Below are 20102 nucleotides of genomic sequence, written 5' to 3'. Positions count from 1 at the left end.
ATCTCGGCTCTTCAACGTCGTTAAGGCTCCCTGATTACGGGGAATAGTATCGTAACGGTAGTCCCTTGACCAGGTAAACTGGCATAGCGGATGCCGTAACCGTCCCCGAAATGCAGCTGAATGCGGTTATGCACATTACGGGATCCATAACCTTGCTTAGTTGAAGGCGAAGCCGCGCCGATTAAACCTTCGTCTCCTGCAGCAACGTCCATGCCGACCCCATCGTCCGTGATGCTCATGACCACAGAGCCGGCGCTGATGGTACCGCTGATGGTTATCGTGCCTGATTTCTCTGACTTGCACAGAATGCCATGAAGGATGGCATTCTCCACCAATGGCTGCAGAATGCTTTTTAGGGTGTAAAGCGGGAGAAGCTCCGAATCCACAGCAATGACCAATCGAAGCTGCTGATCAAAGCGCATGTTCTGAATATCGAAGTAGAAGCTTACATGTTGAATTTCTTCCTCAATAGTAATGATATCTTTGCCGCCGCTCAAGCTAAGTCTATAATACTTGGCGAGACCTTCGACAATCCGCTGAACATCCTCGCCGCGGTTTTTCCATGATAGCCAATTAATCATTTCGAGCGTGTTATAAAGAAAGTGCGGGTTGATCTGAGCCTGAAGGGTTCGCAGTTCTGCCGTTTTCAGCGCTTGACCTGCCTGGTATTTTTCCTCCACGAGCCGATCCATTCGGTGCAGCATCGTATTGTAGTCCTCAATAAGCTGATCGATTTCGTCCGTACCGTTAGATCGTCTCAAGGGGGTTACGTTGGTACTGTTGAAGGAGCGCATCTTGCGCGCTAACCGGGTAATGCGGCCTGTAATGGATTTGGAGATGAAATAGGCAACGAAATAAGCCAACGTTCCAATGACCAGCAACAAAACAAAGATCAGGTTGCGGATATAGGAACTCCCTGCAATTAAGTCATCGAAGGAGATGGCGGTGACCATCCTCCAGTCAGTCCCTTCCAATTGCTTCACAGCTACGAGCATATCCTGGTTATTATCCATATGGCGGGCCCAGGGGTCCTGCTGCTTAGAAAGCTCCTGAACAATGGCATCTCCAACTTTATATTTGGCGAGTAGGGTGTCATTGGAGGAGGCCACAATGTCTCTTCGTTCATTCTGCAAATACGTCACACTGTTGGACGTGGAACTGGCTTTGGCCAGAAGCCGTATAATGTCCGGCAAGGAAAAATCAAAACAGATCATACCCAACCGGTTGCTGTAAGACCCGGGATCGATAATGTTCTTGATGTAGGACAACTGGTCCCTGGCATCCTTCGGAAGATACGAGGGAGGAGACCAAAAATTGTTGAGATTCTCTTCCTGCATGGTTTGATACCACTTGTCTTGCTTGGCTAGTTCCATGTTGAATATATTCTCATTCTCATCCGAATACAGGAGTCCACTCCGAACATAGAGTCGAACTTTAGTAATGTTGGTTCCATCCTGCAGAGGAATCAAGTAGTTGCGCAGCTCATAGAGCTGGCTCACTTGAGCAACAAGATCCTCACGATCCACGGTTCGGAGCAAATGGATAATCTCAGGATTTTTCAAGATGATGTTTGACGTTTCTTTGATATTGTACATTTTGTAATTCAAGAATGTATAAGCCTGGTCAAAGGACTGTTTAGCGGAGTAGGTCACCAGCTTCTCCATCAGACGGGACGTATTGCTATATAGCAGCAGTGACATGATTGCAAGTGGGATTAGGATGAGCAGCGCGTAGGACCAAAGTAATTTTCTTAACATCAGGGAACGAGCCTCTTTCGAAATGCCGAAGGGGGCTGTCCAGTCTGTTTACGAAAGACGCGGGAAAAATAATTGGCGTCCTTAAGACCAACGGCCTCTGCGATCTCGGCAATTGATTTGTCCGTGCTGCGAAGCATTACAATGGCATGCTCAATACGAACCTCAGAGATGTATTGCGTGAGCGTTCGACCTGTCTTCTGTTTGAATATCGAGCTTAGGTATGCGGGGGCGAGAAACACAAAGCTGCTAATTTGCGGTAAGGACAAATCCTCATCCCGATAGTGTGCATCGATATAACGACGTGCCTGCTGAATGATATCAACGGGTTCTGACATCCTTTGATTAGTCCGCCATTGCTCGATGACTGCTTCTAGCATCCTATGTGAATCCTCCAAGGATTCACATAGGACAAGGCTTTCCCAAAGCGCCGTTTCCTCGTTAGGATACGGTTGTAGCCCGATTCCTTGCTTACGAGCATAAATAAGCAGCTTGCTCGCCAGTCTTGCATAGACCCGTTTCACTTCATCCACCGGAAGAAACTCGTGTTCCCGGCAGTACCACGTCGTGTGCTGAAGGAAGCGGGACAGGGGATCAGGAGCAGAATCTGTCATCAAGTCCTCAAACTCACGGATCCACCCCTCGGCCATAGCTTCCTCCAGCCTTGGACGAATAGATGTAGTCGGGAACACGCAGCGTTTTCTGCCTCTATAGAAGGAATAGGAGAGCCCCTCTTGCCCAGCTTTGGCAGACGAAGGAAGAAGGGTCCAAGTTGGTACGGAATGGCCGAAGGAAAGGAAAGCCTCATACTCTGCCGACAGGGCGCTAAATAACGCTTGGGAGAGGCTGCGGAGATATGGCTCTTCAAGAAGCGCCGGATCAGGATTTGGAACCCGCAGATGAACAACAACGGTATCGTGGTCATGGAAAGCAGCCAACGCCTCATAGTGGAATTCGCTGCAAACTTTCTCAATCATAAATATGCAAGCTGATTTAGATAGAGGAGGAAGTCTATAGTCGCTGACCGATCTCGGGTACAGACTCATAAAAGCGCAGAGGTAAGTGGCGCCTTCCATAAAACCAAGCAGGCCGGCCTCAACTAACAGCTGGGCGGTTTGTTCCAAAGTTCCCGTACCTGCCATCCCGAGGGCTGCTTCCGCCCTTATTAGGGGCAGTGCGGCTTGAAGACGATGAGCCAGTTGGGTCTGAGCCACCTTGCTTCGCCGTTCCTCTTGGCATTGTGTTACAGCCAGTTTGAGCGTCTTCAACATCTCTTGAAAGTTAATCGGCTTATCAATGTACGATAACGCTTTCAATTCAATAGCAGACCGCAAATACTCCTTATCCGAATAACCGCTCATAAAGATGAGTTTACTTTCTGGAAAACGTCTCATAAGCTCAAATGACATCTCCACACCATCCATCCGGGGCATCCGCACATCTGTCAAGATAATATCCGGGGTGAAGTTCTTGCAACGTTCTATGGCATTCTTGCCATCATCGGCCTCCACAACCTTGCCGATCCCCAGCTCCTGCCATGGCACTCTCTCAAGCAAACCCTCCCTGGTTAACTTCTCATCATCCACCAGCAGTACTTGTAGCATAGGTCTTCCCCCTTGATGTTTATCTCTATTTATGAATTTGGGTACACTCAGTATACTATGGATTGGATAGACCGTGAATTAGGTCCGCAAAAAAATGCTTAAATCTATTAAATGTCCAGATAGGAGGACTCCGATGACCTGCTATGATGAATTCATACAGAGATAAAGAGAGGAGAGAGGCAACATGCCAGCTTCAGAGAAAACAACCCTTGCCAAACTTGTGAAATATCGAACCTTGCTGTTCATGCTATTACCGGGATTCGTGTTTTTCTTTCTGTTCAGCTACATACCCATGTCAGGGGCTATTATTGCCTTTAAAAAAATGAATTACACAGACGGAATATGGGGCAGCCCTTGGGCTGGATTCGAGAATTTCAAATTTCTGTTCATGTCGGGGAATCTCAGCCAAATTATCCGCAATACAGCATTGTATAATCTGGCGTTTATCTTTATAGGCAATGCGCTTGCCATTACCATCGGTATTATGCTGGCGGAAGTATCGAGCAAGCTCTTTCGTAAATGGACGCAATCGCTGCTCTTCGTTCCGTATTTTATTTCTTGGGTTGTAGTGGGTGCCTTCATCTACAGCATTTTCAACTTTGAATTCGGTTTCATGAATAGTATACTGGCCAAGTTTCATTTGGAGCCCATCAACGTTTATGACCGACCTATGGCATGGGTAGGTATCATCATTTCTTCGTACTTATGGAAAAATGTAGGGTATTTTACGGTCATCTACCTCGCCGCAATCATGGGGATTGATCAGGGGATGTACGAAGCGGCCGAGATTGACGGGGCTAATGTGTTTCAGCGAATCCGTTACATTATTGTTCCATCGTTGATGCCGACTACCATCGTTTTGGTATTACTGGCACTGGGCAACGTTTTCCGTGGTGATTTCAATATGTTCTTCCAGATCGTCGGAGACAACGCGGTCGTCTATAATTATACGGATGTCATCGATACGTTCGTAACAAGATCCCTCATGAAAACCAGAGAGTTTGGCATGTCATCCGCAGCCGGCCTGCTGCAATCGGTACTTTGCTTCTTCCTGATTTCTACCGTGAATTCCATCGTAAGGCGGGTGAATAAAGATCATGCTCTCTACTAAGACGCTACCCATAGTGAGAAGGAAGAGCTTGGACGAGAGACTATTTCAGTGTTTCTCGTACGTGGGGCTTGCGGCATTAGCTCTACTATGCTTGCTGCCCTTGGTCCTCATTATCTCGGGCTCTTTCTCGAATGAAGAAGCCATTCTGTCGAAAGGGTACAGCCTGTTGCCAAGACAATTTGATACGCGAGCTTACAAGTTCATCTTTATGAATGCTAGTCAACTTTTCTCTTCCTACCGAGTCACGATCTTCACGACATTGACGGGGACCTTGCTTGGATTGTTCATTACCGCTATGACAGCTTACGTGCTCTCACGGCGTGATTTTGAGTGGAGAAACAAGTTCGCTCTGTATTTCTTCTTTACAACCTTGTTTAGCGGCGGCATTGTTCCTTGGTACATTCTCTGCGTCCAGTACTTACATCTGAACGATACGTTTGCGGGGCTAGTTGTGCCGATGCTGCTCAATGTATTTAACATTATCATCATGAAAAGCTTCATGAGTGAAATTCCCGATGCGATTACTGAATCCGCAAAAATTGACGGGGCTGGAGACTTTCTGATTTTCCGTACATTGATCCTGCCGCTATCCAAGCCTGTCTTAGCTACTATTGGGTTCTTCATCGCTCTGGCCTACTGGAATGATTGGTTTCTTAGCTACATTTTTATGCAAAATGAGAAGTATTTCACCTTGCAGTTTACCCTATACCGAGTTCTCTCCATTGCGCAAGCACTGAAGAATACGTCAACTTCCGTTGTGACGGGCCAGTCTGTACTTCCTTCTGAAACGCTGAAACTGGCCATGACTGTTGTAGCGACAGGACCGATCCTGCTGGTATATCCATTCTTGCAAAAATACTTCATCCGTGGTTTGACGATTGGCGCGGTGAAAGGGTAATCTCGCTTAGGCGGTTAACCATATATTCTCAAACAACACAAACAAAGTAGGGGAGATGAACGTATGAAGATGATGTCCAACACAGTCAAGTTCTATACCGCAGCCTTGTTAACAGCAACCTTATTGTTGTCTGGCTGCAGCGCCAAAAATGATGGGGGAGGCTCAAAGGCTACAACGCCGGCGGCGCCATCCACACAGAGCGCAGGGGGTGATAAACTCGACATTTCGAAGGAGCAAAAATTAAGCATTTATTTGGTTGGCGATCCTCAGCCAGATGCGGGGCTTGTCTACGACGAAGTGAATAAGAAACTAAAGAAGGATTTAAACGCCACGCTGGATGTTAAGTATATTCCTTGGACTGACATGCAGAATAAATATAATCTCGTGTTCGCTGCTGGAGAGGACTTCGACGGTATCTACACAGGAAGCTGGACAGGCTATACGGAGCAGGTCACCAAAGGCGGCTTCAAGGAAATTACCGAAGACATGTTGAAGAAATATGCACCTGATTATTACAAGCAATTAATGGAGAAATACCCTAATGCTCTGAACGAAACGAAGATTAATGGCAAGAGTTACATGCTTCCCGCCTTCGACGTCTGGGCAGACAGCACATTGGTAACGGTTCGCGGGGACTTGAGAGAGAAGTACAACCTGCCTCCGGTTAAAACGATCGACGATTTTGACAACTACCTGATTACGGTAGCCAAGAATGATAAGAACATCATTGCCTTGAATAGTACAGGGCAGGATATGTTCGAAGAATATATGAACCTCGCCTATTATGTTCCGAACAATGTCATTCCCGTGAGCAAGTCCATGCCATACTTGGTCTATAAGCTGGACGACAAGAAGGGGAAGGTGCTGAACGTACTGGATGATCCAGCGTATAAGGCTGTCCTGGAGCGAGTGAAGAAGCTGGATGAGGCCGGCGTCCTCCCGAAGAGCGTGTTGACGAACAAGACACCGATGCGGGACCTGTGGAAAAGCGGTAAAACAGCAGCTGTAGTAGGTAATGCGGCAGTTGCAAACGGGCGCCAGAACGAAGGGGATACCGATCATCCGGAATGGAAGGCCGAAACTGTGGATCTGTGGCCTAACGCAATCAAGGTTGTGGGCCCGGGCAACGGATCTGGATTTGCTATCCACTCCACCTCCAAGAACTGGGAACGCCTACTTATGATGTACAACGCCTTCATCACGAACAGGGATTACCAAGATCTTACGGAAATGGGTATCAAGGATAAGCACTATACGGTTCAAGACGGCGTGTACGTGAAAGGTCCGGATGGGGATAAATTCCCGTTCTCCAGCAACTGTCCTTGGGGCTGGCAAAATAAAGACATGATGCTGAAGCCAACGAAGGGCACCTGGGTACGGATGGACTATGACCAGAAGTGGCGTAAGGATAACAAGGCCATTTCTCCGTTGCTTAACGCCATGAACTTTAACGATGCCGATGTGAAGAATGAAATGTCCGCTTTCAATAACTCGATTCAAACCAGAGGTTACATCCTTGCAACTGGCAAATATACGAACCTGGATGGCGACATTGCCACGCTTAAGAATGAGCTAAACAAGGCTGGTTTAGAGAAGGTCATGACAACTATGCAGAAGCAGGTTGATGAGTTTCTTAAGAATCGATAAGACATAAGCAAGTTATCTGCAATGAGTCGGGGCCTTAAGTACAAAGTTGGAGTTCCATCCACTTTCCTTAGGGTCCTTCCCATAATTCACTTTCAAGGAGGATCATGATGATGAAGAATTTGAAGAGTAAGTTTGCTGCAGGGTTGACCGCACTATTGATGTTGAGCTCTACCTCTGTAGTCTCGGTATTTACCGGACCGATGCAGACCATCTCGGCAGCCAGTGAAGGCGGGGTGCTGCTGTCCGATAATCCTGGGTTTGAAACTGGTGACTCGACCGGTTATTCTACTTGGGGTACTGTTCAGTTAAACAGCACGAACGCCTACAAAGGAAGCAACGCTGCGAAGATCGGGTCCTATTCCGGCGTGTACCAGGTCGTAGAAGGATTAAGCCCTAACACGACGTATTCTGTAAGCGTTTACGGAAAAAAGTCAAGCACGGCGACCAGCGATGGCGGCTTATATGTAAAAAATTATGATGCCACTACCGGCAAGACAGCAGCGTTTACGACAACCAGTTACACCAATTACTCCCTTACGTTCACTACAGCTTCCGACAAGACTAGCGCAGAAATCGGGGTTTGGAGCAATAACGCTGCGGGAGGCCCCGATTTGTATGCTGACGAATTGACTCTTGTGTTAACGGCAACTAATTTGCTGCAGAATGCTGGTTTCGAGTCCGGGGATACGAGTTGGACAGCGTCGCAGAATGCCGGCTATGAGGCCAACAACGCCAACTCCGGCACGAACAGCATGAGAGTCGGCGAAGGAACTGGCTTACGGTACCAAACCATTACTAGCGGTTTCACCGCCGGAAAGACGTATACCCTAAGCGGCTGGGGCAAAGTGAGTAAGCAGGGGACTATAGGCTATCTAAAGGTGGGGGCCTATGACAGCGCTAATACGAAGTTAACCGAGACGATGGTGCCTTTCTACAACTGGAAGAATTACGCCCAGAACTCGGGAACAATCATTGTTCCAACCGGTACCTCCTACCTGAAAGTTCAAATTGGCAATAATAACGTGGGCTATGGCTACGCCTATTTTGATGATTTGATTTTGAAGGAAAACACAGGACCTACCTACTACGTGGATCCAGCCGGGGATGACAACAACAATACCGGCACATCGGCATCATCGGCGTGGAAGACCATTGGCAAAATTAACAATACAACCTTTGCCCCAGGATCAACCATCCTGTTCAAAGGCGGTCAAATTTTTAGCGGTAATGTGACCTTTACGAATTCGGATTTTGGAACCATTGCTAATCCCATTACCATTGCTTCTTATGGAACAGGGAAGGCGACCATCTCCGCGGGCACAGGAACGGCCATTTCCCTCGCAGACACTTACGGGTACGCCATCACCAACTTGAAGTTAGATGGTACGAATCGATCGACAAACACTGGCTACGGCATTTATGTCAACAACAACAGCATCGCCAAGAAGCTGAAGTTGCTTTATGTTGGGGATAACGTCATTACTAACTTCCGAACGGGGGTGATGAACCGCACGCTTCTGGATACATCCACCTACCACAGAAAGCTGGAAGCTGTCAATTTTGTCGGCAATGATGTGCATACGGTATACGATTATGCCATTACTTCGCAGGAGTTAACCTCAACTGGGGCTGATCGCGGATCAGATGGCTTTGCCATCGGAACGAACGGTGACACCGTCAGCAACTTGTACGCTGGGTACAATACGATGTATGACTCCATTAAACCAACTGATAGCAGTTGCTGGGGGCTCTTCTATGGCGGTAAGGCTCAAATGCTGATGGTCGAAAACAATACGGCCTATAATGGCGGAGCGAAGGAAGGACTGTGGAACTGGGGCGGCATCTATAGCGTATATCAATTTAACACCGTCCATGACATTACGACAAGCGGCGCAGACGGAGATGGCATCAATCCTGGCGCATCTAGCGAGGTGTTAGTACAGTACAATTATATTTATAACACAGACGGGGCAGGCATTCTTCTAGACGAAGGTTACGGCGAGAACTTTACTGCTCAGAATACAGTTATCCGTTACAATATTATCCATGACACGTACAAAAAGTGGACCTCCAGCTTAAACGAATGGGGAGAGTTGTACGGCGGCATTGCAATCAATGGTAAGGGCAATAATCATACCATCTATAACAACACCATCTCCACAAGCAACGGTTCGGCGGCCATTACCATTCAAGGTGCCCACAATAATTGGCAGCCAAACAGCACGGACATCCTGGGAACCAATAATTTCAAAGTTTATAACAACATCCTGAACGCTTCTAACGGCAGTATTTTGATTGCAACCAGTGTTTGCGGCACTTGTACGGGCCAAATTAAAGGCAACCTGTACTACACCAATGGTGGAGTATTCAAGATGATTAACCGATATGGCAGCGGAACCACCTATACGAGCATGTCTTCCTGGAGATCAGCGTTGGGCTACGAAACGGAAAACAGTGCAGACACCTCCGTTATCGGCAATCCGGCGCTCGTTAACCCGACGGTAGGGGGTAACCCAAACAACTTCAAGATTGGTTCCACCTCGGCAGCCAAGGATACGGGACGGAATTTATCCAGCTTGTACGGTCTAGATGTGGGTAAGATCGACTATTTCCAAAACAGCACGCCGTACAATACCAACTATGACATTGGCGCCCATGAGTTCCGATAAGTAAGTTTTTATTCCTACTTAGTTCAGATCATTTTTTCTCGATGCAAAAGCGAATGGTGCTTACTAGAAAAGAGATCATGAACTATACGCATGTGCGTTCGAAGCCTGGATTGAAGACGAGCCCATAGATTCTGGGAGGACCAATATTTATCTGGTCTGTGGTACCCGATTCGGTGGTCCTTATCCGCAAGGAGACGAAAGACTAGCCATCACTGAGGCATTTCGAACATGGTGGTGTTTTCCGGTCTACTCCATGACGAGCAGATATGGAAAAGAGTTTTGTATCTGAAATTCATCTTGGAGGTTTATTTGTGTGAAAAGATTAACTCAAATTCGTCGAGAGATAGAACGCAAAAGGGCCGAAATGTATAACATTTGCCAGCAGTACGGTTATACGTCACTAAAGGCTTTGAAAAAGTCACAGGAACTAGATCAACTGTTAAATATATTTCAGCAGGAACATATCATGAAACAAAGTGATGTTGGATAGGGGGAGCGGTGTTGCTCAAGGGCGACACCGTTTTTTTAGAATTTGATGGTCTCGTTGGGCTCTCGCTTAAGGGGCCGTTTTTCGCATTGATCTTAATGGGTGGGAATTGGGGCTATGGATGTTTATCTTGGGGCATATACTACTTTTTTTCTGCATGCTACTATTTCCTTGTAGGATTTAATACGAGGGGGGAATATCAAATGAGAAAGAACAAAGGGGTCGCACTTGCCTTGATGGCTTCCATGATCGGGGTTGTAGGATGCAGTTCCAACAGTGTATCAAATTCCAACTCACCGGCGGCGTCCGCTTACACAGGTTCGTCCAGTCCCAAGGCCCAGGAAAACATCACCATTACCACCGCACGAACCTTAGGCTCGGATTATGTGTTTATGAATGGCGAAGACATTAATAACAACGTCCATACCAAGTGGGCGAAAGAGAAGCTGGGCATCACGCTGAAGGAACTCTGGGATGTCCCGACCGCCGATGCGTATACGACTAAGCTGCGCCTCACCCTTACTACCAACGATCAACTACCGGACGTCTTTGTGCTCACGGACGAAAATTTGATCGCAAATTTGATGGAGTCCGGCAAGGTGAAGGACATCAGCGCTGACTTCGAGAAATACGCAAGTGAACGTATTAAGAAGCTGTATGCTGACAACAACTCGGTGTTTAACCAAGTGAAGAAGGGCAATCAAGTGCTGGCGCTTCCGCTGTTAGCTGGAGGGGACAGCACGAACCCGGTGCTTTGGGTACGCCAGGACTGGTTGGACAAGCTCAACTTGAAAGCACCGAAGACGTTAGACGAGTTTGAGAAGGTCATGGATGCTTTTACGAACAATGATCCGGATGGTAACGGTAAAAAGGATACATTCGGCTTCGCGGTGTCCGGCAAGAACGGGTACTCGAACTGGATGTCGGATGCCAGCTTCATTTTTGGAGCATCCTCAGGTAAATTTATCCCGAATATGTGGTACAAAGGGGACGACGGCACGCTGAAATACGGCTCCGTTCAACCTGAGATGAAACAAGGCCTCGCGAAGCTTCAAGACTGGTTCAAGAAGGGGTATCTGGACCCGGAACTCGCAGCGAATGATGAAGTGAAGGCAACGGAAGCGTTTGTTCAGGGCAAAGCCGGCATGGTTGCCGCTCCGAATTATTCCAAGACATGGCCGCTTGGCGATGTGAAGAAGGCAAGTCCGAACGCCAAGCTTGGTGTGTACCCTCTTCCGACAGGAGTTGACGGCAAATCCGCTCGCTACCAGGGGCCGGTCAATGAGAAGAGAGTCATGATGTTCAACAAAGATTTCAAATACATGGATGCTTTCTTCAAGTATTTGGACCGCATTTACGACTTTCAGTATGAAACTGGCGACTTCAAGCTCGGCTGGTACGAAAACTACGATTACGCGATGGTAGATGGGAAGCCCGTTTATGACGGCAAAAAGTTCCCTACTCCGGTGGATAAATTGCCTACGCCTGCCAAGTACACGTTGTTCGGCAACTCGCCAGATATTCCGTTCAAGCTATCGACTGACGCGGATTACATTGCGAAGGGCGGAGAGCCGAAAACAAGGCAACAAATTTCTCTTGCTCAATCAGGCAAAGATGATGTAGGGGTTATCGCAAAGGCAATCAACTTCCAGCTAAAGAACACCAACGCTCCAAGCCTATTTAATGGTTCTCCCACCGAAACCATGAAGAACAAGGGTGATAGCTTGAAGACTATGGAACTGGAAGCCTATACGAAAATTATTTACGGCAAAGACCCTCTGGATAAGTTCGATTCTTTCGTGGCTGATTGGAAGAGCAAGGGCGGCGATCAGGTAACGAAGGAAGTCAATGACTGGTATAAAAGCATTGGCGGCAAATAAAGTTCATGCTATGTTAACAAAACACGCTTACCCTGCCGGGTGAGCGTGTTTTGCATGTTATCGATTCCGAAAAACTTGAGGGGTGCAACCGTAGGAATCCTTGAAGATATGAATAAAATATTGCGTCTTCTGATACCCGACTTCCGTTGCGATGTCGGCTACCCGCATATTGGTCGTAGTCAGAAGCTGAGCCGCCTTTTCCATACGGCAACGCAGGATGTAAGCGGATAAGCTCTCCCCGGTTTTTTTCTTGTACAGGCGCGAGAGATAGACTGGATGTAGATACACATGTCCGCCAAGGCGATTTAACGAGACGTCATCGTGTAAATGTTGTTCTACAAAATCTTGAATTTGTTTCACGATATGATTCTGGTTGATCGTAACGTCGCGAAGGGAGCGCTGAAATTGATCAATCAGCGGCATTCCCCATTCCTTGATGTTCTCGGGCGACTGGAACATTAAGGAGCCGTTCTCGAGCACCGGGACGCTCACCATGTCCGCGAAGGAATCACCTTGCTTATGGGCGATGTAAGAAAAGCACCCGAACAGATAGTAGGCCACCTCCAGAAGGTGGTGTTGGGTATGAAAGTCCGGCAGAATCAATTCGTCCAGTATAAAATCGAGCCTTTCTGGAATTTCATTCCAGTTAGCTGTATCCATCAACTGTTGAATAGTAGGCGATAGGTGTAAACGGCTCAGGGGCTTTAGCGACTTCTCCGCACGCTTCTCCTGTGACTGATCGGCGGTATGCAACACGTCCCTCTGCGTGCCAATAGAGAGCCAGAAATCATTTACCGCTTCGGTATAGCGTTGGTGAATACCTTGTCCAAAAGGAAAGATGGATGTCAAGAAGATGGATACCGTTCGGTTTTGTTTAAAAAAGTGGCGAACCTCTCGCTGCAGTCTCTCCCACTTGCGAACGAAGGCTTCATAGTCTTGACTGGTTTGGACAGGAAGGAGTGCTACGATAAAACGGTGAGGGTCCTTGCAGGACCAGAGGGAGGGGTCTTGCCCGACACGCTCATTAATAATTTCTTCCGTCATATTCAGAAGCGCATAGCTGAACAACTCATAGTCCTCTCTGGCCATCTCTTCGAGACCGGTTTCGATGCGCAGCAAAGCGAGAAAGCACAAGTCATTCTCCTCTACCTTGATATTCAGCGCATTCAAGTGACGGCGTTGTTCCTTTTGAGTAAGCTTCTTGCCTAACAGTAAATCCAGTAAAACATGCTCTCGCATGCGGGATGCTCCCAGTTGAAGTACTTCCCTTGCTACAATAAGATTCTCCTTCTGCTGCTTCTCTTCTTGGAATTGCTCTATGACCTTACTCAGGCAATCGGTGATTTCCTCTACTGTCGCCGGCTTTAGCAAATAATCGGAAGCCCCTAATTTGAGAGCTTGTTTAGCATACTCGAAATCAGAGTGGCCGGATAACAGAATGACCTTAACGGCCGAGTCCCGTTCAAGAATTTCCGTTATCAACTCGATTCCGTCACGTTCAGGCATGCGGATGTCACTGATCACAATAGGAATGGGATACAGGGAGATGTGCTGCAGCGCTTCGTCTGCGGACTGAGCTCGAAACACCTGCTTCACTCCTAGACTGCCCCAAGGAATATCCGACTCCAGAAAGTCCAACACGTACTCTTCATCGTCAACGATCAACACATTCATTAGCAGAAAACCTCCGTTTAGGAAAGATGGGAAAAAGGAATTTGAAACCGCACCCGGAGACCCTGCCATTCATTGCGTTCGAATAATAAGCCAGAGCGGGGACCGAAGCGATGGATCAACCGGTGGTTCACATTGCGAAGACCGCATCCCATCTCTTCGGATGGCTGGTAAGAGCTTTGAATGCGTTCCGTCAGAAGGATGATTTCTTCATTGGACAAGCCTGCTCCGTCGTCGTCAATACACAGTTGGTATCGATCCGCGAGAACGGCTCCCGTTATGCTGACCTTGCCGGATTTTTGCTTTTGCTCGATCCCGTGTACAATGGCGTTCTCAACGATCGGTTGGAGCAGAAGGGTCGGCATAGAGAGACGCAGGATCTCTTCAGGTATAGCGATTGTATAAGACAGTCTTCTGTTCCGCAGAGCCTGGACCTCCAGGTAGCTCTGCATTAATCGAATTTCGTCCTCCAAGGTTGTTTGCTCCCCCGCTCTGCGGGTAATGTAGCGATAGAAGGCGGCCAAATTCTTCGCCATGGAGATGACGGCTTCCGGAGACTTGTTAGCCATACTCACGATAAAGAACAGACAATTGTATAGAAAATGCGGGTTGATTTGGGATTGGAGGTGTTTATATTCGGCTTCCCGTGTACGCACTTTTTCTTCGTACACATTCTCAATTAAGGACTGAGTGCGTGCAGCCATCTCATTGAACCGATCGAACAAATAGTCAAATTCCGTCCTAGTCTTAAGAGTTGCGCGAATGGTGTAGTCCCCTTCGCCCAGCTTCTCGATTTTGCGGACAAGATACGCGAAGGGGGTGCGGAAGTGCTTGTAAAACATATACGAAAAGCCGATACCGAAGACAACTAGGAACAGTAAGCTTACGTTAATCAAGACGTTCACCTTATGAAGCGGAAGAAGAAACGCGTCGGATCGGATATAGCTGACCAAGCTGCAGTCCAGCGTGGGACTCCGCATGATTTGGATCAAGTACTCCGTTCCGTCGATCTTCACTGAAGCGTGGTTTGTCACGTCTGTGGAAATGTCGTTACGGAGCAGAGGGGTTTGCATAAGATGGGCCCTTACGTTCGAGTCGATCGCTTCGGTGCTTGTGATGTTTCCATTCCGAAAATAAAAAAAGGAGGTACCGTTCCCCGTCTTGTTTAACCCTTCCAACACGGAAGCAATGTATCGATTAGAGATGGTGACTTCCACCATGACGGTGGCGTTGGTAAGGTCCTTTTCCATGAACGGGCTGTTGCTAAGAAGCAAATGAAAAAATACTTGGTCGTTTATAAACTCTGCGTACCAACGGTTCTTCGGCTTCATCATCAACTCTTCCTTGCTGGCCATGCTCTTGCCAGCACCCGCTGCAGAGATGCGTTCTTCAAGCTGAGGCCAATAGACCGTAAGGTCTCCGATCAGGGGGTCCGCTTGAGCCTGAATATCGAGCTTCTCCTCAATGATATTGCGAATGAAGAGATGATCCAACAGATCGTCGGAGTTCGAATAATTGGCATAGGAGCGGACCGAAGAATCGTTGGTCAGAACAAGGGCCTGCTTTTCCAGATGGCGAAGCGTTTGCTCGATTTGGTCCAACGTGTATTCCATTTGGCGGGATGAGGAGTTGACCAACGTATGGGTGACAAGCTCCTTGCTGGTATGGTTGGCATAGTAAAATAGGATTGCGGTCGGGACGAATAAGGCTCCGAACATGAATAACAGCTTCTGGAACACTTTATATTTAATCAATGGTCAGTCCTCCTGATCCAACTCGGGATTCGAATTTGGTTATGAAAGGGGCTATAGATGTTTAGACCTTGTCATAGGGAGCCAAAAACCAAGGTGTTATAATAATAGTAACAGAAAATAGCTTTCTAGTATGCACCGATATGAAGGGAGACTTATGAATGGAAAGAAATCTAGAAGCCACGACTTCAAAAGGTGTGGTTCGACCATATGCAAGCTGGAGAAGAGGGCTTCGAAAAACATGGCCTCTGCACATCCTGCTCTTCCCAGCCTTTCTGTTGGCGTTTGTTTTTCACTACCTGCCACTGGCGGGCATCGTGATGGCTTTCCAGAATTATAAGCCATGGCTAGGCTTTTTCCACTCGGATTGGGTAGGGTTGGAGCAATTTCGCAACCTCTTCCTGTTTGATGAATCCAAGCAGGTGATCTGGAACACGCTTATCATCTCGGTTCTGAAAATTCTCTTCGGACTATTTATCCCGATCGTCATTGCCCTTCTTCTGAACGAGGTTCGGAGGGAAAGCATGAAGAGGGGAATTCAAACCTTGGTTTATTTGCCTCACTTCCTGTCATGGGTCATTCTCGGAGGGATCCTGCTCGATCTGCTCTCTGTCAAGGGCGGTATGGTCAATCGGGTGTTATCGGATGCCTTCGGAGTTGAGCCGATTTTCTTTCTGGGCGACGACAATTGGTTCCGTGTTGTCGTCGTAGCGAGCGACGTCTGGAAGGAATTCGGCTTCTCCATGATCGTCTACCTTGCAGCGATTTCCGGCGTAAATCCAGCTTTGTATGAAGCAGCATGCGTGGACGGAGCGACACGTTTGGAACAGACATGGAACGTCACGCTTCCGGCCATGCTGCCGATCGTTATCGTGGTTGGGACGCTGCAGCTGGGGAACATACTGAATGCGGGGTTTGATCAGATTTTCAACTTGTACAGTCCGATCGTCTACCACTCCGGGGATGTGATCGATACGTTCGTGTATCGGACGGCCATGATGAAGGGAGATTACAGCTTTGCGACGGCTGTTGGCTTGTTTAAGTCGGTTATCAGCTTTTTTCTGATCGCCGCATCTTATCGATTCGCCTACAAATTCGGCAATTACAGAATCTTTTAAAGAAGGAGGAAGCATGACACCATGTATCACAAAACATTCGGGTACCGCTTTTTCAGCGCGGGTAATCACCTGTTTCTCATCGTCCTTTCCGTGCTTTGTATCTTGCCTCTCATCCATGTCCTCGCCGTGTCCTTCAGCGGAAGTTCAGCGGCGAATGCCAACCTGGTCAATTTGTGGCCGATCGACTTTACGCTGGAATCTTACAGCAAAACCGTGAACAATCCGGCCTTCTCCAGAGCGTTGTTCTATTCCGTTTACCGCACGCTGCTCGGAACGGCGATTGGCATGGCGGTCATGACGCTTGCGGGGTATGCCCTGTCCAAGCAATTTGCGGAATTCAAGTCCCGCAACGCGTACATGTGGTTCTTCGTGTTTGCCATGCTGTTCTCTGGTGGACTCGTGCCGAACTATATTCTAATGACGAATTTGCACTTGATTAACTCCATGTGGGCCTTAATCCTGCCTCCAGCGCTAAGCATATACAACACGATTCTCCTTATGAACTTTTTCCGTTCGCTGCCTTCTGAATTGGAGGAGGCGGCGCACATGGACGGAGCGGGCGTATTCCGAATTCTGTTCAGCATCGTCCTGCCGATTTCATTACCCGCTCTGGCAACCATAACGTTATTTACCTTGGTATGGCACTGGAACTCCTGGTTTGACGGTCTCATCTATATGGTGGATTCTAAAAAATATCCGTTGGCCACCTTCCTTCAAACGATCGTTGTTCAGCAGGATTTCAGTAAGCTCAGTCTGGACCCCAAGGATTTGGAAAATTTAAATCAACAGACCGTCAAATCGGCTCAAATTTTTATTGGAGCGCTTCCGATCCTGCTGGTGTATCCGTTCCTGCAGAAGTATTTCGTGAAGGGCATTGTGGTGGGGGCTGTGAAGGAGTAATGAGAAGGTAACGTCATTGCCTTGAAAGCGAATATACGAATACTCGATTTCCTTCAAGGCGATGTTACATTAGATTTTCATTTTGTAAGACGGAAAGGGGGAGAATGTTTCTTTGCAAGATCTGATTGGAGTATAAAATGCTTAGCCTGGAAAGGCGGAGGTAATGTTAATGACAAAAATTAATTTTCTTAAATTTGTAAGCGCTTTATCATTCATGTTCGGAATCTTTTTATTCGTTGCCGTCGTCCATGCCCATGCTCAGGACTATTATGTGAACAGCGTGACAGGGAGCAATGCCAATGCGGGTACCTCGACGGGGAGCGCTTGGGCCGACTTTACGAATGTAAACAATACTACTTTTCTCCCGGGAGACCGCATTCTTCTGGCCCGCGGCAGCTCTTGGAACAGCATGTTGAACCCGAAGGGCTCTGGAAACAGCACCTCGCGTATCATCATCGACGCCTACGGCAGCGGAGCAGCTCCCAAAGTGAATGGAAACGCTGCAACCGCAGGCGTTTATCTGAAAAATCAACAATATTGGACGGTCCAAAATTTAGAGGTTACAAACACGAGCGGTTACAAATCAAACCGTCGCGGAATTCTTGTGGAGAATACGGACGCAGGAACGCTCAATTCGATCTATATCTTGAACAACAACGTTCATGACATCGCGGGAGATAATAGCAAGGACTTAAACTCGAGCGAAGGCATCTTCTTCGTTGTGAAAGGCAGCACGGTTCAATCGAATTACAACGATATCCTGATTGACGGCAATACGGTAGGACCAGCAGTCGATCGCGGCGGGATCTCGATCAGTTCCAGCTGGTATTGCCGCGCCGATGCGCACTGTACCGGTACCACGAACTGGTATCCGAGCACCAATGTGAAAATCTCCAACAACTATTTGTCCGATATCGGTGGGGATGGCATCGTCCCATGCGAGACTGTTGGAGCCGTAGTGGAATATAATGTCGTAAACGGCTTCAACATTCGTTCCGGACAAGCCAATGCGGGGATCTGGACTTGGGATGCGGATGATACGATTATTCAATACAATGAGGCAAGCGGCGGGAAAACGACTTTTGACTCGGAAGGGTATGATTTGGATTACGGCCAAACCGGTACCATCATTCAATATAACTACAGTCATGATAATGAAGGCGGCTTCCTGCTGGAATGCAACTGCAGCTATCCTTCCGTAGGCAAGAACGAGATCGTCCGCTACAACATCAGCCAGAATGATCAGACTCGTCTGTTCATGTTTTCCGGCGGCTCTAGCAATTTGCAGGTGTATAATAACACCCTTTACCTGAAGAGCGGTATGACGACCAACCCCTTCGCCGGTTCCGCATATGAAGGAACGGCATACTTCAAGAACAATATCTTCTATTTGCTTGGGGCAGGAGACTGGGTCGGTCCGTCCACCTTTGCAACCTTGGTCTTTGACTCTAACACCTTCTACGGTGTCCATACAACTGGAGAGCCAAGCGACGCCCACAAGTCAACTGCAGATCCGAAGCTGACAGGTCCAGGATTGGGCGTAAGCCGTACGAATGTGGACGGCTACAAGCTTATGGCTGGATCTCCCGCACTAAACTCCGGTGTGACAATCAGCAACAATAACGGCAAAGACTATTATGGCAATGCTGTTTCTAACGTGGCTGTGCCGAACCGGGGAGCCTACAATGGGATGGGGAATATTGTCCTAAATCCGGGCTTCGAATCGGGCTCTGCATCCTGGTCTCTGTGGGGCGGCGGCAGTTTGGCAAGCATCGGTGCCAATAGCGGTGCCAATGCAGTGAAGGTCGCAGGGTCCGATGGCGGGGCCGAGCAGACGATCACGGTGGCTCCCAATAAGACCTATAGACTGCTCGCACGCGGTCGGGTGGATATTGCGGGGGACTCGATAAAAGCAGGTGTGAAGAATTATGGGGGAACGGAGAAAGCGGTTGCCTTCACTTCACAATCGTATGTTCAAGGGGGGCTGACCTTCACCACAGGCTCCAGCAACACGACGGCCATCGTTTACTTCTATAAACCGGCCGGATCGGGAATTGGATACGGGGATGATCTGTACGTGGAAGAAGTACCGGCCGTTACCCAAAGCTGGACCGCCAGCGATGACTCGACCGTAAGGGACGGTTCTTATGCGGACACCAACATGTCGGGTACCAGTGCAACCTCACTTGAAACCAAGCTGGATATCCCTGGGTGGGATCGGGACAGTTATCTTAAATTTGACTTCAGCGCCTACACGGGGACGATCTCGAAGGCTGTCATTACGTTGAATCCCTTGACGGCCGATACTGCGGGTGTACAGAACCAAGTCGCCATTGTGAGTGATACTTCTTGGTCGGAAGGGACGATTACATGGAACACGAAGCCGTCCTCCGGCACCATCTTAGGCACATACACCATTGCAGCGGGAACGCCTGTTGTGGTTGATGTCACCTCACAAGTGCAGGCGGCGATGCAGACCGGCAAGAAGATTTCCATTCGTGTCTATACGTCGTCCGCCGGTGGAAGCGGTACGAATGTAACCTATGCTTCCAGCGAGAATGCTTCAATTAATTTGCGTCCGACGATGACGATTACGCCATAAACGAAAGCAA

13 protein-coding genes and 1 pseudogene are annotated in these 20102 nt (G+C 48.2%); 10 read left to right on the top strand and 4 right to left on the bottom strand.

Translation table 11 applies throughout. The annotated features are described in order from the left end of the window. Positions 1-20: 20 nt before the first annotated feature. Complete coding sequence (locus MJB10_RS17455) at positions 21-1757, bottom strand: cache domain-containing sensor histidine kinase (protein WP_314796725.1); 1737 nt, start codon at positions 1755-1757, stop codon at positions 21-23. After that, positions 1757-3358 carry a response regulator gene (locus MJB10_RS17450; protein ID WP_314796723.1) on the bottom strand — a complete coding sequence of 534 codons (1602 nt, stop codon included), beginning with the start codon at positions 3356-3358 and terminating at the stop codon, positions 1757-1759. The genes MJB10_RS17455 and MJB10_RS17450 overlap by 1 nt, the downstream gene beginning before the upstream one ends. A 184-nt stretch (positions 3359-3542) precedes the next feature. Between MJB10_RS17450 and MJB10_RS17445 the strand changes: the two genes are divergently transcribed. The 7 genes and pseudogenes from MJB10_RS17445 (at position 3543) to MJB10_RS17415 (ending at position 12050) form a co-directional block, all read left to right on the top strand. After that, the gene (locus MJB10_RS17445) at positions 3543-4469 is read left to right on the top strand and encodes an ABC transporter permease (protein WP_314796722.1); all 927 of its coding nucleotides are present in this window, start codon (positions 3543-3545) and stop codon (positions 4467-4469) included. A gap of 91 nt (positions 4470-4560) precedes the next feature. Further along, positions 4561-5367, top strand: a complete 807-nt coding sequence (locus MJB10_RS17440; protein WP_314796720.1) for a carbohydrate ABC transporter permease — start codon at positions 4561-4563, stop codon at positions 5365-5367. A 63-nt stretch (positions 5368-5430) separates the two neighbouring features. After that, positions 5431-7014: a DUF3502 domain-containing protein gene (locus MJB10_RS17435; protein WP_314796719.1), complete on the top strand. Its 1584-nt coding sequence runs from the start codon at positions 5431-5433 to the stop codon at positions 7012-7014. Between the two features lie 110 nt (positions 7015-7124). Continuing rightward, a complete protein-coding gene (locus MJB10_RS17430) occupies positions 7125-9683 on the top strand; it encodes a carbohydrate binding domain-containing protein (RefSeq protein ID WP_314796717.1) in 2559 nt (852 codons plus the stop codon). Positions 9684-9765: 82 nt separating this feature from the next. After that, positions 9766-9972: pseudogene (locus MJB10_RS17425) on the top strand (LPD1 domain-containing protein); the annotation flags it as partial. Positions 9973-9996: 24 nt separating this feature from the next. Beyond that, on the top strand, positions 9997-10173 hold the full coding sequence (locus tag MJB10_RS17420) for an aspartyl-phosphate phosphatase Spo0E family protein (RefSeq protein WP_314796715.1): 177 nt from the start codon (positions 9997-9999) through the stop codon (positions 10171-10173). A gap of 200 nt (positions 10174-10373) precedes the next feature. Continuing rightward, positions 10374-12050, top strand: coding sequence for a type 2 periplasmic-binding domain-containing protein (locus tag MJB10_RS17415; RefSeq protein WP_314796713.1), 1677 nt, complete (start codon positions 10374-10376; stop codon positions 12048-12050). A 57-nt stretch (positions 12051-12107) separates the two neighbouring features. On the opposite strand, the gene MJB10_RS17410 is transcribed toward MJB10_RS17415, so the two are convergent. Together MJB10_RS17410 and MJB10_RS17405 are read right to left on the bottom strand one after the other, a co-directional pair. Beyond that, on the bottom strand, positions 12108-13724 hold the full coding sequence (locus MJB10_RS17410; RefSeq protein ID WP_314796710.1) for a response regulator: 1617 nt from the start codon (positions 13722-13724) through the stop codon (positions 12108-12110). 17 nt (positions 13725-13741) lie between these two features. Next, positions 13742-15475 carry a cache domain-containing sensor histidine kinase gene (locus tag MJB10_RS17405; protein WP_314796708.1) on the bottom strand — a complete coding sequence of 578 codons (1734 nt, stop codon included), beginning with the start codon at positions 15473-15475 and terminating at the stop codon, positions 13742-13744. Between the two features lie 158 nt (positions 15476-15633). On the opposite strand from MJB10_RS17405, the gene MJB10_RS17400 reads away from it, so the two are divergent. From MJB10_RS17400 to MJB10_RS17390, 3 genes are all read left to right on the top strand, one after another. Then, positions 15634-16590, top strand: a complete 957-nt coding sequence (locus MJB10_RS17400) for an ABC transporter permease (RefSeq protein ID WP_314796706.1) — start codon at positions 15634-15636, stop codon at positions 16588-16590. A gap of 21 nt (positions 16591-16611) precedes the next feature. Then, positions 16612-17490 carry a carbohydrate ABC transporter permease gene (locus tag MJB10_RS17395; protein ID WP_314796704.1) on the top strand — a complete coding sequence of 293 codons (879 nt, stop codon included), beginning with the start codon at positions 16612-16614 and terminating at the stop codon, positions 17488-17490. Positions 17491-17659: 169 nt separating this feature from the next. Further along, a complete protein-coding gene (locus MJB10_RS17390; protein ID WP_314796702.1) occupies positions 17660-20092 on the top strand; it encodes a CBM96 family carbohydrate-binding protein in 2433 nt (810 codons plus the stop codon). Positions 20093-20102: the final 10 nt, after the last annotated feature.

The organism is Paenibacillus sp. MBLB1832, assembly GCF_032271945.1.
Lineage (GTDB): Bacteria > Bacillota > Bacilli > Paenibacillales > NBRC-103111 > Paenibacillus_E > Paenibacillus_E roseopurpureus.
Note: the sequence above shows the minus strand (reverse complement) of the source record. Positions and strands in the feature narration are given on the sequence as shown.

Excerpts from the sequence above, each read along its gene's own strand:
- MJB10_RS17455 (WP_314796725.1), bottom strand. The coding sequence starts at position 1,757 with ATGTTAAGAAAATTACTTTGGTCCTACGCGCTGCTCATCCTAATCCCA.
- MJB10_RS17450 (WP_314796723.1), bottom strand. The coding sequence starts at position 3,358 with ATGCTACAAGTACTGCTGGTGGATGATGAGAAGTTAACCAGGGAGGGT.
- MJB10_RS17445 (WP_314796722.1), top strand. The coding sequence starts at position 3,543 with ATGCCAGCTTCAGAGAAAACAACCCTTGCCAAACTTGTGAAATATCGA.
- MJB10_RS17435 (WP_314796719.1), top strand. The coding sequence starts at position 5,431 with ATGAAGATGATGTCCAACACAGTCAAGTTCTATACCGCAGCCTTGTTA.
- MJB10_RS17430 (WP_314796717.1), top strand. The coding sequence starts at position 7,125 with ATGAAGAATTTGAAGAGTAAGTTTGCTGCAGGGTTGACCGCACTATTG.
- MJB10_RS17415 (WP_314796713.1), top strand. The coding sequence starts at position 10,374 with ATGAGAAAGAACAAAGGGGTCGCACTTGCCTTGATGGCTTCCATGATC.
- MJB10_RS17410 (WP_314796710.1), bottom strand. The coding sequence starts at position 13,724 with ATGAATGTGTTGATCGTTGACGATGAAGAGTACGTGTTGGACTTTCTG.
- MJB10_RS17400 (WP_314796706.1), top strand. The coding sequence starts at position 15,634 with ATGGAAAGAAATCTAGAAGCCACGACTTCAAAAGGTGTGGTTCGACCA.
- MJB10_RS17395 (WP_314796704.1), top strand. The coding sequence starts at position 16,612 with ATGTATCACAAAACATTCGGGTACCGCTTTTTCAGCGCGGGTAATCAC.
- MJB10_RS17390 (WP_314796702.1), top strand. The coding sequence starts at position 17,660 with ATGACAAAAATTAATTTTCTTAAATTTGTAAGCGCTTTATCATTCATG.